General features: G+C 65.9%; 13 protein-coding genes. All 13 read right to left on the bottom strand.

Going from position 1 to position 15,450, the window contains the following annotated elements:
* Positions 1–1,181 (bottom strand): cytochrome c3 family protein (locus tag KOL99_RS21170; RefSeq protein WP_216512445.1); only part of this gene is annotated, 1,181 nt, incomplete at its 3' end.
* A gap of 374 nt (positions 1,182–1,555) precedes the next feature.
* Positions 1,556–3,022 (bottom strand): B12-binding domain-containing radical SAM protein, encoded by a 1,467-nt coding sequence (locus KOL99_RS21165; RefSeq protein ID WP_216512444.1) that lies wholly within the window; start codon positions 3,020–3,022, stop codon positions 1,556–1,558.
* A gap of 45 nt (positions 3,023–3,067) precedes the next feature.
* Positions 3,068–4,489 carry a B12-binding domain-containing radical SAM protein gene (locus KOL99_RS21160; RefSeq protein WP_216512443.1) on the bottom strand — a complete coding sequence of 474 codons (1,422 nt, stop codon included), beginning with the start codon at positions 4,487–4,489 and terminating at the stop codon, positions 3,068–3,070.
* A complete protein-coding gene (locus tag KOL99_RS21155; protein WP_407931863.1) occupies positions 4,489–4,893 on the bottom strand; it encodes an HsmA family protein in 405 nt (134 codons plus the stop codon). Before KOL99_RS21155 ends, KOL99_RS21160 begins: the two co-directional genes overlap by 1 nt.
* Positions 4,890–6,122, bottom strand: a complete 1,233-nt coding sequence (locus KOL99_RS21150) for a hypothetical protein (RefSeq protein WP_216512442.1) — start codon at positions 6,120–6,122, stop codon at positions 4,890–4,892. Before KOL99_RS21150 ends, KOL99_RS21155 begins: the two co-directional genes overlap by 4 nt.
* The gene (locus tag KOL99_RS21145) at positions 6,119–7,453 is read right to left on the bottom strand and encodes a DUF2318 domain-containing protein (protein WP_216512441.1); all 1,335 of its coding nucleotides are present in this window, start codon (positions 7,451–7,453) and stop codon (positions 6,119–6,121) included. Before KOL99_RS21145 ends, KOL99_RS21150 begins: the two co-directional genes overlap by 4 nt.
* Positions 7,447–8,121, bottom strand: a complete 675-nt coding sequence (locus tag KOL99_RS21140; RefSeq protein WP_216512440.1) for an ABC transporter ATP-binding protein — start codon at positions 8,119–8,121, stop codon at positions 7,447–7,449. Before KOL99_RS21140 ends, KOL99_RS21145 begins: the two co-directional genes overlap by 7 nt.
* Before the next feature lie 131 nt (positions 8,122–8,252).
* A complete protein-coding gene (locus KOL99_RS21135; protein WP_216512439.1) occupies positions 8,253–9,413 on the bottom strand; it encodes an ABC transporter permease in 1,161 nt (386 codons plus the stop codon).
* A gap of 1 nt (position 9,414) precedes the next feature.
* Positions 9,415–10,641: an ABC transporter permease gene (locus KOL99_RS21130; RefSeq protein WP_216512438.1), complete on the bottom strand. Its 1,227-nt coding sequence runs from the start codon at positions 10,639–10,641 to the stop codon at positions 9,415–9,417.
* A complete protein-coding gene (locus tag KOL99_RS21125) occupies positions 10,635–11,102 on the bottom strand; it encodes a hypothetical protein (protein WP_216512437.1) in 468 nt (155 codons plus the stop codon). Before KOL99_RS21125 ends, KOL99_RS21130 begins: the two co-directional genes overlap by 7 nt.
* Positions 11,103–12,443: a B12-binding domain-containing radical SAM protein gene (locus tag KOL99_RS21120; RefSeq protein ID WP_216512436.1), complete on the bottom strand. Its 1,341-nt coding sequence runs from the start codon at positions 12,441–12,443 to the stop codon at positions 11,103–11,105. It abuts the gene before it with no gap.
* A gap of 176 nt (positions 12,444–12,619) precedes the next feature.
* Positions 12,620–13,927, bottom strand: coding sequence for a B12-binding domain-containing radical SAM protein (locus KOL99_RS21115; RefSeq protein WP_216512435.1), 1,308 nt, complete (start codon positions 13,925–13,927; stop codon positions 12,620–12,622).
* A gap of 175 nt (positions 13,928–14,102) precedes the next feature.
* Positions 14,103–15,446: a cytochrome c biogenesis protein ResB gene (locus tag KOL99_RS21110; RefSeq protein WP_216512434.1), complete on the bottom strand. Its 1,344-nt coding sequence runs from the start codon at positions 15,444–15,446 to the stop codon at positions 14,103–14,105.
* Positions 15,447–15,450 lie beyond the last annotated feature (4 nt).

The raw sequence follows: 15,450 nt of genomic DNA, 5'->3' as shown, positions 1-15,450 counted from the left end.
TGCGGCCCCTGCTTGTGGCAGGAGGTACAGGTGACGCCGACCGTCTTGTGCATGGAGCGGTCGTAGCCCGAGAAGATCGAATCGCTGTGGCAGGCCTCGCAGTAGTACCCCCCCACCGGGCCCGCGCTGGGGAGCTGGTTCACGAAGGTGCTGGAGTTGACGCTCGAGGTGTTGACCGGGGTCGGCATCGCCCCGGTGGTGTGGCAGGAAACGCAGGAGACGCCCAGCGCCTTGTGGTTCGAGGAGGACCACAGGGTGAACGCCAGCGGGGTCGGGTAGACCCCCGAGGCGGAGTGGCAGCCGTTGCAGTCGGTTCTCATGGAGCTGATCAGCGACTCGACCACCCTCACCTGCACGGTGGAGGTCGCCACCGCCACGCCGCTTAAGTACTGGGTGAGCCGGAACACGTAGGTGCCAAGCTGCATCGGCACGAAGCTCGGGTTGAGCGTGTTGATGTCCTGCAGGGTGACCACCGGGCCGCTATCCTGGCTCCAGGTGAAGGTGCCGCTCCCCTGCATGGAGCCCCTCAGGGTCGCCTTGGTGATGATCATGCCGGTCTGGTCCTCGCCGGCGTTGACGCCGACCGTGGCGAAGGAGGCCGAGACGCCGGTCGGGGCGGTAACGTTGCTGACGGTGATGGTGACCGGGCTCGTGTAGGGGTAGCTGACCGCGCCGCCGGAAGCGTTGGTGACCGTGCCGCCGGTGACGCCGGTCAAGACCGCGCCGGTGCTCGGGCTCGCGGTGAACACGGCGGTGCCGCCGTAGGCCACCTGGGTGCTGGCCGGGGTGATGATGCCCGGGCCGTAGACGACGCCGGTGACGGTGTACTTCTGCGCGGTGAAGCCCGCCACCAGGGACTGCGTCGAGCCGTCAACCTTTTTGAAGGTGGTGGAGTAGTGAGTCGTGTAGTTGCCGATCACCTGGGCCACGCCGGTCTTGGTCAGGCTGGTGATCTTGTAGCCGGGGTTGGCGGTCACCTTCACCGGAACCGGGTCGGCCGTGGTGAAGTTGCTGTAGATGACCGTGCCGGCCACTGTCTGGACGGGGTTGTTGCGGACCTGCAGGCTGCCGCCGGCGCTGTTCAGCTTCGTTTGCAGCTGAAACGATGTCGCTGCCCATGACCAGAGCGCTCCCGATATGATGGCCGTAGCAGCCAGAACAGCCAGTGTTTTTTTCAGCATAGCCTTCCCCTGTCCCTGATCCTCACGTGCGGTAATGGACGATGTAGAGGTACGAAATAGTTCCTACGGGTTGGCTATAAGAGCAAGAAGCGTACCCGGCGACGTCTACGCCATATGGCGAAAAAGCGACGAAAGGTCCAAAGGTGCGGTAAATAGGGGGGCTGGGCCGTTTTTTTGTGGCGAAGGGCTTTGGGAGGCTGTTGGATATTTTTAAGGTGAGGGATGGTCGTCCCGCCCCAGTGGGCGCGTTTCGGCGATATAGCGGTGCGGTTTCCCGGGAAAGGTAAAGGGAATGGCCGTGAAACGGTAACAAAAAGGTAACGGAGCGATGAGGGAGCGGCGCCGGGGGGAGCGGCGCCGCGCGTTGTGGCTGGCTAGGCGACCTTCTTCATGTGTTCCTTCATGCGCTCCATGTCGGCGCCCTCGAAATCGAAGTTCTCGCCGTGGTCCTTCATCATCAGCATGAAGGCGCTCAGCAGGTACTTCCGCTTGAAGCCGTCCTCCATCTCGACGATCTCCTGCATCTTGTTGCCGTAGAAGGACATGTAGCACTTGCCCAGGGCCTGGGTGATCTCCGCCATGGTCATCTGGTACGGTTCGATGATGGGGCAGACCAGGTTGTACTTGGAGTAGTCGAAGACCCGGATGCGGTCCTTCATCTGGGCGTGGATCGGGGTGAACGGCATCGGGGTCACCACCGGGAACACGGCGATGTCGGGGTTCAGGTAGATGGCGGAGGCGATGGTATTGTCGATGGAATCCCAGGTCTCGCTGGGGAAGCCGATCATGAAGGACGCCTCGGTGATGATCTGCGCCTCCCGCAACAGGTCCAGGGCGCGCTTGTTCTGCTCGAAGCTGGTCCCCTTGTTCAGGCTCCCCAGGACGTCCTTGTCGGCGCTTTCGGCGCCCAGGTAGACGTGGATGATCCCGGCCTCGCGGTACTTGTGCAGTATGTCGGCGTCGCGGATGATGTCCTCGACTCGGGTCTCGATGAGCAGGTGCACGCCGAGCTTTCTCTCGATGACCAGGTCCAGAAACAGCTCCCAGCGCTCGCGGTGCTTGGTCGGGTAGGCGTCGATCAGGGTGAAGAAGCTGACGCCGTAGCTGCCGATCAGGTGCTCCATCTCCTCGACCACCTGCTCCGGTTTCCGGCAGCGCCAATCCTCGCGCCAGAACATGCGCTGGCTGCAGAAGGCGCACTCCATGTCGCAGCCGCGCGAGGTGAGGATGGAGGCCATGCGGCCGTAGGGGGCCACCAGGTAGTTGTAGTCCTCCCAGTCCAGGAGGTGCCAGGCGGGGCGCAGCGTGTCCAGGTCCTCGATATGCGGCTGCCTGCCGGTGTAGAGGATGCGCTCACCCTCCCGGTAGGCCACCCCCTTGACCGCCTTGGGGTCGCCGGCGCCGCCAAGGGCCGCCAGGAGCTTCTTCAGGGTCTGCTCAGGCTCGCCGGTGACGATGTAGTCGACGCGGTTGTCCCGGTCCTCGAGGATCTCCTCGTACATGAAGGTCGGGTGGGGTCCGCCTAATAGCGTTACGATTTGGCCACAAACATCTTTAGCGATATTAATGATGCGCAAGGCGTAGGGAACGGTGGCGGTGCTGATGGCGCCGGTGACCGGAAGGTAGTCCAGGGTCATGACCACATCGGGGCGGTACTCCTCGATCTCGCGCCTGATGTCGTCGAAGGAAAGGCGCTTGTTCATGGCATCGAAGATGCGCGCCTCGTGACCGGTGTCGCAGGCGGCGCCGGCGAGGTAGGCCAGGTGCAGGGGGGGCCAGGTGCCGACGACCTGAACGCCCCAGCAGTGGTAAGGTGCGGTTATGAAGAGGACCTTGCTCATATTTCTCCAATTTCTGTACGAAAGCGTCTTACTGCAAGAATGGTGCTATCTGCCTCCCCCCCATGGGTTCAGCTTCCCGATCACGAAGGAACTGCTCATGATCAGCTTGGTGGCCCGCACCAGGTAGCCGCGTCGGAAGGTGTCCTTCATGGTCATAACCTCCAGCATTTTGCCCATGTAGAACCTGCGGTAGCAATCGTTGATCGCCCCCTGCAACTCCTTAAGGCTCATGGACTCCGGTTCCAGCACCGGATCGATGAAGTTGTAGCGGCTGTAATCGAATTCGCGGATTAGCGGCTTGAGTTCCGGCATTCCACCATATGGCCAGGGGGTCAACGCGAAGAAGTTGGCGTTGTCCGGATTGTAGCGCTGCGCCGTCTTAAGTGTCGCCCGCACGCTCTCCGGCGTCTCGTCGGGGAAACCGACGATGAAGGAGGCCTCGCTGACGACGCCGTGGGCGTGGATTATGGAGAGCGCCTCCGGGGCCGCGTCCGGCTCCATCCCCTTTCCCAGCCGTTCCAGGACCTGCCGGTCCGCCGACTCGATCCCCAGCGAGATGTGCACCACGCCGGCCTTGGCGTACTTCCAGAAGATGTCGCGGTCGCGCACAACGTCCTCGGCGCGGGTCTCCAGGATCAGGTGGGTCGGCAGCGCCAGTTCGATGAGGGCATCCAGGAAACGTTCCCAGCGGTCGGCGTCCCGGGTCGGGTGCTCGTCGGTGACCAGGAAGACGTTGACGCCGTAGCGTCGGTGCAGTTCCGCCACCTCCGCAGCCACCTTGAGCGGGTCGCGCGCGCGCCAGGCCTTGCCCCAGAACCGTTGCTGCGAGCAGAAGGCGCAGTCGTGGCTGCAGCCGCGCGAGGTGCCGATGGCGGCGAAGCGGGAATCCGGGATGACGAAGTAGCTGTACAGCGGCCAATCCACCAGGTCCCAGGCCGGAGCCAGCGCGTCCAGGTCCTCGATGAGCGGCGCGGCCGGCGTTACCTTGACCTCCCCCCCCTCCCGGTAGGCGAGCCCGGGAACCCCGGCCGGGTCGCCCCCCTGCTCCAGCGTCCGCAGCAGGCGGGTGAGCTTCTGCTCCCCTTCGCCGATGACGACGTAATCCACGGCGGCGGGGCTTTCCAGGATCTCCCGGTACATGAAACTGGGATGCACCCCGCCCAGGATGGTGACCGTGGTCGGGTCGAGCGCTTTCGCGGCGGCGAGCACCTTGAGAGCGTCGCCCACCGTCGCGGTCATGGCGCCGGTGGCGACGTAGCGCGGCGCCGTCTGTCCCATGCGCCGCTCGATCTCGGGGTAGCCGTCGCCGGTCGCCATGGCGTCGTAGATCTCGGCCTCGACCCCGGCCTCGCGCGCCGCCCCGGCCAGGTAGACCAGCCCCAGCGGCAGCCAGCGCCCGGAGATCTCGGGGATGCCGCTGTGATAGGGCGGCGTAACCAGGAGGATCTTGTTCTTTGCGGCGCTCATTAACGGTTAAGCCTCATCATCCCGGAAAAGGCGCCGCTGAAGAAGGCGACCAGCCAGCAGCTGTAGATGGTCAGGCTCACCCGGTGGAACACGCGGTTCACCGCGTCGGCGCGCCCGGCCAGGGTGGCCGCCAGGGCCAGCAGGAAATGGAAGGCCATCCCGGAAAGCGAGGCGAGCCCGGTCAGGTTGTGCAGCTCCGGCGCCTTGCCAAAGGCCTGCGCGTAGAGGTTCATCTGGTGGGTGCCAAGCCAGTCGCAGAAAAGCCCGACCCCGAAGATGGCCAGGTGCTTGGCGCGCAGCCCCTGGCGGCGGCCGCTGAAAACAGCCCAGGTGTAGAAGATGAGGGCCAGCGTCATCCAGAAGATGGCGACGGCCAGCATCGGCCCGTGGGCGGTCGGCGTCATGGCGTCCCCCCCTCTCGCGGATGCACCTGGTCCAAAAGTTCATGAAACCGACCGGCATGGGCGCGGCGCCCCCCCTCGGCGCGCGAGCGGGCGACGACGGCGCCGGCATGGCGCACGACGAGGATCTCCTGGCGCGGCCACAGCAGCCGGATCGGCACGAACCAGCACAACGACAAGAGCAACAAGGCGCTGGCGCTCCAGATCAGGGGCACCCCGGCGTCCCGCACAAAATCGGTGACCACCGCCCGGCGGAACTCGGGCAGAGCGAGGCGGTAGCCGTCGCCGCTTGTCTCGCCTCCCACGTTGGCGCTACCGGCCCAGACCTGCGTTTCCCCCTTGAGGAGCCGGAACTGCAGCGTGATCTTGCCGCTGGCGTAGGGATCGGGACCGTCCCCGGGAGCCATCTGGAAGATGAAGCGGTACGGGGAGCCCGGCACCTGGAAGCTGTCCTCCTTTCCGGGAGGGTAGATGCTCAGCACGGCGAATTGCTCGAAACCGCCGGGAAGCTCGGGGGCGGAAAAGCGCAAAAGCGGCGCGACGCCCAGGTAGCGGGGATACAGGTAGTGGCCGCGGTGCGTCCCCGGCGGGTAGAGGCCAAAGTGCCGCTCCCCTCCCCCCTCGCCGGCTACCGCGATGTCCAGGGTACGTTGCAGGATGAGGCCGGGCTCCTCCTTGAGCACGATGCCGCGCACGAGGTCGCGGCTGACCGGCAGCGCTTCCCCTTCCAGCACCACCTGCCGGTGCGTGGCCCGCCCGGTGAGGCTCAAAAGGATGCCGCAGAAGAGGAGCACCATCCCCGAGAGGTAGAGAACCCGGGCGGGGAAGAGGCTCAGGCCACGCCGGGCGGCCAGCGAGCCGGAACCGGCGCGGACCGCGTACCCCTGCTCTTCAAGGCGTTTCCCCTCCTCCTCGAAGGCGCTCTCTTCCGGCAGCGCGACCTCGTCGTCGAAGAGCCCGCCGGCATCGATCCCGGCCGCGCCGGAGAGGGCCCGACGGCGCCTCAAAAAGTCCCGGGTCTCGGCGACCAGGCGGGCGGCGCCGCTTAGGGGGATCAGCGCCAGGAGGGCGATCAGCGCCGGGTTGCCGCGGGTGATGGCCATGAGCGCGGTGAGCGGCTCGTTGCTCCCGAAGGCGATCCCCACGTAGAGGAGCAGGAAGAAGGCGAGCACGCTGGGGGTAACGGCGGGCGAGGTCGCGACCCTGGCGGCTGTAGCGGTGACGCGGCTCATTTCCCCATCCCCTTGCCGTGCGCGGTGACCTGCACGGTGCTCTCCCAGGTGTTCACGAGGGTCATCCCGTCGATGACCACCGCGTCCCCCTTGACCGAGCAGGGCACCGGGACCGGGTTGCAGCCGCCCGGCTTGCCCACCGTCTCCAGCGGGATGAGCGTCCTGCAGTAGTAGCAGATCACGGCGTTGCCGGCCTGGCCGTACCCTTCCGGCTGGCAGATGGCGCAGGCGTCCAGGGTAGTGACCAACTGCCCCGCCGGGGTGAGCATGACGAAGAAGCGCGCCTCGCGGCTCCCCTGGCGGTAGCTGAACTTGTGCAGCTTGCCGTCTTCGAGGTCGATCTCGCCCTTCTTCGGGATGGCGATCTGCCCCGCCGGGTTCGCCGAGACCTCGACCGGCTTCGGATCCCAGTACTCGGTGGCGGGGAAGCGGCTCTGGTAGGCGGCGCCGGTCAGAAACACCAGCGCGAGCAGCGGCGCCGCCAGGCGCAGACGGCGTTCGTGGATGAATGAGGCCAGGAGCTTGCGGCGCGCCGCCCCCTGCCGGATGTGGGCAACCGAGGGGAGCCGCTCCAGCCTGAGCGACAGCGCGATGAGGAGCACCGGGAGGTACCAGAGCGCGAGCCCGCCCCAAAGGCCGACCTTGTCGCCGAAAAGGAGACCGATATAGCCCCATACGTCAGCGCGGAAGAAGGGGTGGTCCGGGATCAGCATCGACTCGAAGAACTGGTGCACGAAGTCGTGCACGAACTTCATCACCTCCATGGAGAGCGGGGAGAAGAGGTCGAGCCGCTGCACCGAGCAGGCCATGAGCATCAGCGCCGACACCACCAGGGCCACGAGCGGGATCCCGCGCGGAACCAGCCGCTGCGGCAGGAACCTCGCGGCGTAGGCGGCGCCAAGGGCCACGGCTGCACCGGCGCAAGCGAGGGTGAGGTAGGGGACCAGCCGCACCGCGCCGCCCTCCAGCGGCGCGAGGCGGCAGAGCGTGAGGGCGCCAGCCAGGACGCCGGTGCCGAGCGCCGCCGCGCCGGACGCGAGCGGGCTCGGAGTGGGCTGGCCGCTCTCCGGGGAGGTGGAGCCGCTGCGGTACAGGGCCCACACCGAGGCTCCCCAGAGCAGCAGGAAGATGACGCCGCAGATGCCTCGTAGCGGGCGGAACGGGAGCTCTCCGCCCACGTAGGCGAGCAGCAGGTTCTCGCCGGCCACCCCGGCGACGAAACCAGCCGCGGCGGCGACGGCGGTACTCATCCCGGTGAGACTGCGGCACATGACCGGCACGAGGACCGCCCAGCAAAGGAGCTGGGGTATCACCTTGAGCGCGGTCAGCAAGATTTGGTCCTTTCCTCGCGCACCAGACAGCCGTCGTCCATGTGGATGGTGCGGTCGCCCCAGGCGGCCACTTCCTGGTTGTGGGTCACCATGACGATACTGAAGCGCTCCTCGTCGCGCAGTTCGCGCAACAGCTCCATCACCATGGTGGTGCTCTTGTGGTCCAGGTTCCCGGTCGGCTCGTCGCCCAGGAGGAGTCTCGGGGAGTTGATGATGGCGCGCGCAATGCAGACCCGCTGCTGCTCGCCGCCGGAGAGCTCGCCCGGGCGGTTCTTGAGACGGTGCCCGAGCCCCACCCGTTCCAGCGCGTGGCGCGCCTCGGCCTCGTCGGGCACGCTGTGGAAGTACTGCGACATCATCACGTTCTCCAGCGCGGTCAGGTACGGGATCAGGTGGTGCTGCTGGAAGATGATGCCGACGCAGTCGCGGCGAAAGCGGGCCAGGCCGTCCTCGGAGAGGGTGGCGAGGTCGGTGCCGCGCACGTGAATCGAGCCGCCGCTTGGGCGGTCCAGTCCCCCAAGGAGGTTCAACAGGGTGCTCTTCCCCGAGCCGGAGTGTCCCATCACCGTGAGCCATTCCCCCTCCGGGACGCAGAGGTCCAGGGGCTTCAGCGCGCAGATGTCGCCGTAGCTTCGGGTGAGGCCGGATGTTTCTATGATTGCTGCCATTCGCTATACCTTTGGTGTGAACTCCTCCCCCCGGAGGGGGGAGGTTGGGAGGGGGGAAAGCTGTCGTCGCAATCCCTCCCCCTCCCTAGCCCTCCCCCTCCGGGGGAGGGTATGTTACAGATGTCGGCCCCTTATTCGCCGCGCAAGCTTTGCACCGGATCAAGCCGGAACACGGACAACAGCGGCCCGACGCTCCCGGCCAGCGCCAAGAGCAGGCTCACACCGACGGCCACCGACAAGAACTCCGGCCGGAGCGCCGCATCGGCCGCGAACACGCTGCGCGCCACGAACTTGGCGATGAGGCCGCCCAGCAAGAAGCCCCCCACACCGGCGCCCACCCCCAGCAGCAGCGCCTCGGCACTGAAGATCTTCAAGAGGTCCCAGCGCGAGCCCCCCATCGCCTTCATGAGGCCGATTTCCTTACTCCGCTCCAGCACCGTGGTGCTCATGGTCCCGGCGACGCTGCTCCCGGCGCAGACCAGCACCACAGCGGTCACCAGCAGCATCAACAGCTGCACCTTGCCCAGGAGTTCCTCGCTGGTACGTCCCACCTGGCGCAACTCCTTCACGGACGCCCCCGGAAGAAAGCGCTGCAGGCAGGCAGCCTGCTCCTTGAGGGGGCCATTGCCCGGATCGGCCAGAAGCCGCACCTCGCTCACCTGCCCCGGGCGTCCCATCTGCTGTTGGAGTTCCGGCAGGTTCACGAACAGGCTGTCATCCTCGTCGCCGCCGGAGGTGACCACGCCGGAGACCCGCGCCCGCACCGTCTCCTTCCCGAACGTGAAGTCGAAGAGGTCGCCGGAATGGACGTGGTAGCGCTGAGTGAGATCGCTCCCCCCCAGCACCTCGCCCGGCCGGGGCCAGTCCCCGTCCACTTGCCACCAGGGAGAGAGCCGGCGCACCTGGGCGAAGTCCACCCCTTCGCAGGGTATCTCCACTCCCTTTAGGGTGAGCACCCCCTTGAGATGGAAGGAGTAATCTCCCTTGACGCCGCTCCTGGCGAGGGCGGCAAGAACCTGGTCCTGGGCGAGATAGGCGGGCTCGCCGATGGCCCCGAAACGCAGCCCCCCACTCCCCACCTCGACACGCGCGCTCTCCGGCATGATCACCAGGTTCGCGCCGTATCGCTTGGTCTCCTCGGCCACCCGCGCCCGCATCGACACGGAGACGAGACCCAGGGCGGTGGCGAGGCTGGAGGCCAGGGTGAGCACCGCCAGGAGCAGCAGCGTGCGTCCCCGGCGGTGGACCAGGGCCCGGAACACGATATGGGCAAGCCAGCGGCGCTTGGTCATATCACCCCTTCAGCACCCGCACCGGCTCGATGGCGAGCGCCCTTTTCAGGGGCGCCGCGCTCCCGGCCAGGGCCACGACGAGCGCGGCGCCGATGGCGGTCGGGAAGAGCCACAAGGGCGAGGTGACGGTGGAATCGAAGACGGTGCGGCTGATCACGACGGCGAGCCGGTCGCCGGCCAGGTAGCCCAGGAGGCCGCCGATGACGGAGATAACCAGCGTCTCGCCCAGGAAGATCGCGGCGATCTGGAGCCGGTCGGCCCCCATGGTCTTCATCAGGGCGATCTCCGGGCTCCTTTTCGCCATGGCGGCCATGAGGCTCGACGAAACGGCGCAGGCGGCGGAGAAGAGCGCGATCCCGGTCAAAAGGAGCATCAGGCTGTCCAGCTTCTTGAGGAGCGCCCCCTCCGCGCTGGCGATCTGCCAGATCGGCTTGGCGCGGCTGCCGCTCATCACTTCCTCCACCCCCTTGGCCACCGAGGTGACGTAGGCGGTGCAGTACCACTTTTCGTATTCCTCGCGGGTCATCCGGGAGGGGTCCTTGCGCCCGAAGTCGTCCATCGGGACCGTGAGGGCGCTCACCAGCACGCGCGAGAGTTGCCCCGGCTTATTCAAAAGTGCCTGCACCTCGGCCAGCGGCGCGAAGAGCTGTTCCTCCTCGAAGCCCCCCGTGGAGGCGACCCCGACGATCCGGAAGCGGCGCTCCTTGCCGGCGGCGGTCGCCACGATGTCGCTCCCCGGCGCCAGCTTGAGCCGCTTGGCCAGGCCCGCGCCGATCACCGCCTCGTCCGGGGTTTCCGGCCAGCGCCCGTCCAGTTCCCACCAGGGGGCGGTCACCTTGACCCCCTGGATGGAGTCCGGCTCGCCCGGCACCTGCAGGGGCCTGCCGAACCAGGTGCCGGCCAGCACGCCGCGCTGCCGGCCCGCCGCCGAGGAAAAGTCGACCTGCCCGAACAGGTACGGTGCGAAGCCGACGATGTTGTGTTTCCAGAAAATGGTCTTGATCTTGGGGAGGTCGTCCGACTTGAGCGCGCCCGCGTCCCCCGCCGCCGGCTCCAGGACGATGTTGGCGCCGTAGCTTCTCAGCTCCAGCGCCATCTTGTGCGACAGCTCCCCCGAGATCCCCAGGAAGGCGGTGGCAACGGCCGAGCCCATGACGATGGACAAGAGCACCAGGAGCACCGGCTTGGGGCGCTTTAGGAACGAGCTTTTCAGGATGCGGATCAGCATCCGCAGCTGTCCTCCTTGAGCCGGGCGCGGAGTTCCGCGGGGAGACTCTCGGTGAGACGCGTCACCTTGGCCTTCAACTTCCGCCAGGCCATGACGCCCCAGACCACCAGCACCACCATCAGCACGTGTTTCACCATCAGGGCCGGCACCTGCTGCTTGTCGGCGAAATGGTTCCACTCGAAGCTCACGTAGAAGATGGTGCGTGGCACGCCGCCCAGGATGATCCACCAGAAGGCGAGGCGGAAGAACTTCACCATGATCCGGTGCGTCTTCAGGAAGAAGAGCGCCGCCTCGGGGGTGCCGAGCGCGGCCTCCACCCGGTGCACCGCGTACAGGCAGAACGCGGAGGCCGCCAGCATGGCCGTGGCGACGTCGTGGAAGTAGTTGTTCATCATCACCACGACGCCGAGCCAGGGGGACTGCTGCAAAAGCGAGGTCAGGTACTGGTTCATTTCGTTCATTTACAGGACTCCCTTCGCCTTGAGCTCTTCCCGCTCACGGGCGAACTGCTTGAAGGCCCTTCCCTGCGGGTACTGGATCATCCACGAGGTGATGTGCGACATGGGGAAGCCGCGCCAGCCGACCTGCGGGATGCGCGACAGGATGCGCGGTATGGTGAACAGCTCGGCGCGCAGCTTGACGATGGCGTCCTCCCTGAACTCGACACTCATGGCGGGGTCGTCGTGGGAAAAGACCGCGTGGTTGCCGTCGAAGGAGTCCCAATCGTGCCCGGGGATCAGGTACGGCTCGTAGATCCTGTACAGTTCGGTCCCCGGGAACGGGGTGGTCATCACCGGGTGCGCAGAAACCTTGAGCTCGTCGCACAGCTTCAGAATCCCCTCGTAGTCCTCGGGACGGTCCTGGCGCCCGCCGATCATCATGAACAGCATGACCTCGATGCCTGCGTCGCGGATCTTCTTGATGGCGTCGCGGCGCTGGCGCCCCTGCTTGTTGGTGGCTTTGTACTCTTCGAGGCTGCCGATATTGTTCGATTCCCACCCGACTAGCACCGCGGTGAGTCCGGCGCTCCTGGCGTTTTTCAGGAGTTCCGCGGAGCGGGGATGGTCCACCGAAACCAGGTCGCCGGAACCGAACCACGACTTGCCGGTCAGGTTCTTGCCCATCTCGCGGTAGAGCTCGATGGTGTAGTTCATGTTGACGCCCCAGACGTTATCGTCGATGCCCCAGAAGAGGCGCCTCTTGCTGGAAGCGATTTCCGCGACCACCTCGTCGATGGGGCGCACGCGCACCTTGCCGCCGAAGAACTCGTGCACCGAGCAGAAGGTGCAGCGGTGCGGGCAGCCGCGCGAGGTCTGGAAGTAACCGTAGACGTAGTTGGTGTTCCAGAGGGTGGTGACCGGGTGCGGCAGACCGGTGAGCTCCGGGAAGCCACCCTGGTACACCGGTTTGAGGTTCCGCTTTTCGGCGTCGCCCAGAAGTCCTTTCCAGATCTCTTCCGCCTCGCCAAGGACGATGGCGTCGGCGTGAGCGGCCGCCTCGTCGGGAAGCGCGGTGACGTGGATGCCGCCCAGAAGGACCTGCTTCCCCTGTGCCCGCAGCCGGTCCGACACCCGGTACACCCAGGGCGCCTGCGGGGTCAGCACGGTGAAGCCGATCAGGTCCGCATCGAGCCGGTCCGGGTCGAACACCTCCTTGTTGGCGTCGATCAGCTGCACCTCGACGTCCGGACGCACCTGGAGCGTCAGGCCGGCCAGGTATTCCAACACGGGGGGGGCAATGGGGAGCCCCTTCGACTTTTGCCCCTTTTCACCGAACGGAGGGGAGATCAGTACAAGCTTCATGAATGGTGCGTCCTATGGCTAATGAAGCAGGTTGCGGCCGCCGGTTTCTCTAACATCGCGAATATCTCAGATGCTGCGCGTTATTGCAACGCTCCTGCGCCTTCATGTGCGGTTCATGAGGGGGAAAGTCAAAGGCGGGCGAATGATTATTCGCCCCTACAGTCCCTCGGTCAACATTACTTCGTCCGCTCCACATACTCCCGGAAGGCCTTTCTCAGCGCTGCTTGCACGATGCCCGAAGCGATGTGGGCATTGGGGAATCCCTTCAGCGGCAGCGCCTTCAGCCTTTTCAGGATCCGGGGCCAGGTGAAGGAATCGACCCAGAGCCGTTTCAAGGCGTCCTCGTGAGCGCGGTTGTCGCCGCCGTGCTGGGTCAGGATGGAATGCATGCCGTCGTAGTAGTCCCACTCCCCGAAGTGGAGGGTGTCCGGCCTCAGTTCCTCGTACATGGCCGTTCCCGGATAGGGAACCACCATCACCGGGTGCGGTGTGACGGCGAGCCGGTCGCACATTTCCAGCACCCGCTGGTACTCGTCCAGCGACTCGTCGCGGGCCCCGAGCATGATGAAGAGCACCACATCGATGCCGTTGTCGCGAATCTTCTTCAGGGCCTCCTCGCGCTCGTCGAGCATCTTGGCAGTGGCGCCGTACGCCCTGAGGGTAGCGTCGGAGAAGCTTTCCCAACCGATCCAGACCTGCATCAGCCCCGAGCGCCGCGCCCATTTGAGCATCTCTTCTCCCAACTGGTGCTGCACGCTGGCGATGGAGGTTTCCCCTACCCAGTGGATGCCGGGGAGCGAGGTGGCCATCTCCCGGAACAGCTCGGTGTAGCGCGGCACGCTTGGCCCCCAGCTGTCGGCGTCGGTGCAGAACCACATCTTGTGCTTGCTGCTCCCCAGGTCGCTGATCACCTCGGGGATGGGGCGGTAGCGCATGTGGTTGCCGTGCAGTTCCGGGGTCGCGCAGAATTTGCAGTCGTAGGGGCATCCCCGCGAGGTGAAGAAGGAACGGAACACGTAGCCGGGGGCGAGGTCGCGCTGCGGGAAGGGGGCGCCGTCCACCGGGAGGAGTTGGCCGTGATAGAACGGCTGCAGCTCCCCGCGCTGCACGTCGTCGAGGACGGTTGCCAGCACGCTCTCGGCCTCCCCCACCACCACGCTGTCCGCGTGCTGCTTGGCCTCGTCCGGGAGCACCGACGGATGGGGTCCGCCGAGCATCACCTTGATGCCACGCTCGCGGAGCCGGTCGGCGGTGCGGTAGGCCCAGGAGGACTGGTGGGTGAGGATGCTGATGCCGACCACGTCGGCGCTGAGCTCGTCGACGTCGAAACGCTCCACGTTGGCGTTGATGAGACGAATCTCGGCATCGGGGCGGATGCTGGAGGTGAGGCCGGCGAGGTATTCGAGGACCGGCGGCATGAGCGGCATGCTCCTGACCTGCTCACCGGCGTGCCCCAGGGGCGGAAAGATGTAGATGATCTTCATGCGTTCCTTTTCTGCCCTCCCCTCTGTCAGGCATGCCGGGGGGAGGTTCGGCCGGGGTCCCCTCCCCCGGAGGGGGAGGGTTAGGGAGGGGGAAAGCTGTTGCAGCCCCCCTCCCGACCTCCCCCCTCCGGGGGGAGGGGCAAGCGCCGCAAGGGGGAACTGAAGAAGCGTGTATTCAGCTACGCCGAGTCAGCGCCGCCACCGTCCGGTCAAACTCGTCCTTGGCCAGTGCCTGGTAGAAATCGCCGCGCGCGCCTAGCTCGAGCACCTTGCCGCCCGCGGTTTCACGCACCACCCCGGTGATCTCCCGGCGGTAGTAGACCAGGCGCCAGATGAGGGCGACCAGTGCCAGCATGAAGCCGGCGTAGATGAACTCGCGCCCGTACTCCTTGGTGACCAGAAGGCGCACCCAGAAGTTCTGCTCCTTGAAGCCCAGGCGCAGGCCGTTGTCCAAGAGCACCGCCTCCCCGGGATGGACGGTCCCCGAGGCCACCGCCTTGCCGTCCCTAGTCACCTCGAGATGGAACGCGGGGTTCTTGAATTCCTCGCTCCTGGTGGCGTCCTTGCCGTCGGTGACCACGTGGTCGGGGTAGTACCAGGCGGCGACGTCATACGCCTGCATCCGGAAGTGATCCCGCTTCCCCTTCAACACGTCCAGCTTCACGTAGGCGCCGTCTATCTCCCGCCCGGACGCGTCCTGCAGCACGAAAAGCGGTGAGATGCCCAGGTCGTTGAAGAGAACGGAAGCGTAGCCGGTCTTGTACGGCTCGTTGATGTCTACCTGGTGCGTTGCGCCAGCCTCGTCCTTGAGGACGATCTTGATACCGGTCGCCACCCCCTGCGAGACCTCCGGGCGCACCGACTCGACCAGGAACTTGACCTCGGGAGCCCCGCCTCCCGACTTGGGAAGCTTCGGCGCGGCGTTGTAGCGCGCCAGTTCCCCCAAAAAGGGCTCGTGCTCCGAGACGTCCACGAAGCCGGTAAAGCGGCTGTAAAAGGAGATCAACCAGCCAATCAACAGCAGGAAGAAGCTCAGGTGGAAAACGAGGGTCGCCAGGGGAGAACGGCGGTTCTTGATGGCGAAGAAACGGTCGGCGTCACCATGCACCTGGTACCCCTGGGCGGCAAGGGCGGCGGGAATCCGCTCCCGGTCCCCCTCCGCGAGCTGGACGCTGTAGCTGAAGGGGCCCAAGCCGTGGCGCTGCAGCGCCTTCTCCGGGTCCACCTGCACCTTGGCCAGCACCAGGGGGATGCGCTGTTTCATGACCAGCAGCAGGTTTAGGAAGAAAAGCCCCCAGATGACCAGCGTGACGGGTGCCGTGAAAATATCGGTAAGCTGGAGGGTCTGGTCGATCCTTGCCAGTAGCGGGGCGGAGGCCTGCCATTTCAGGTACGCCGCCTTCCCCACCACCGAGCGCTGCGGCAGGAAAAAGCCGATCGAGAAGACCGCGATCAGCGCGACCAGCAGCCAGATGGTGCAGCGCAGCGAGCCGAGGTATTTGAGCGTGGACTTGAGCATGGTC

The sequence above is a fragment of the Geomonas azotofigens genome, assembly GCF_018919395.1.
In the GTDB taxonomy this organism is placed as follows: domain Bacteria; phylum Desulfobacterota; class Desulfuromonadia; order Geobacterales; family Geobacteraceae; genus Geomonas; species Geomonas azotofigens.
Note: the sequence above shows the minus strand (reverse complement) of the source record. Positions and strands in the feature narration are given on the sequence as shown.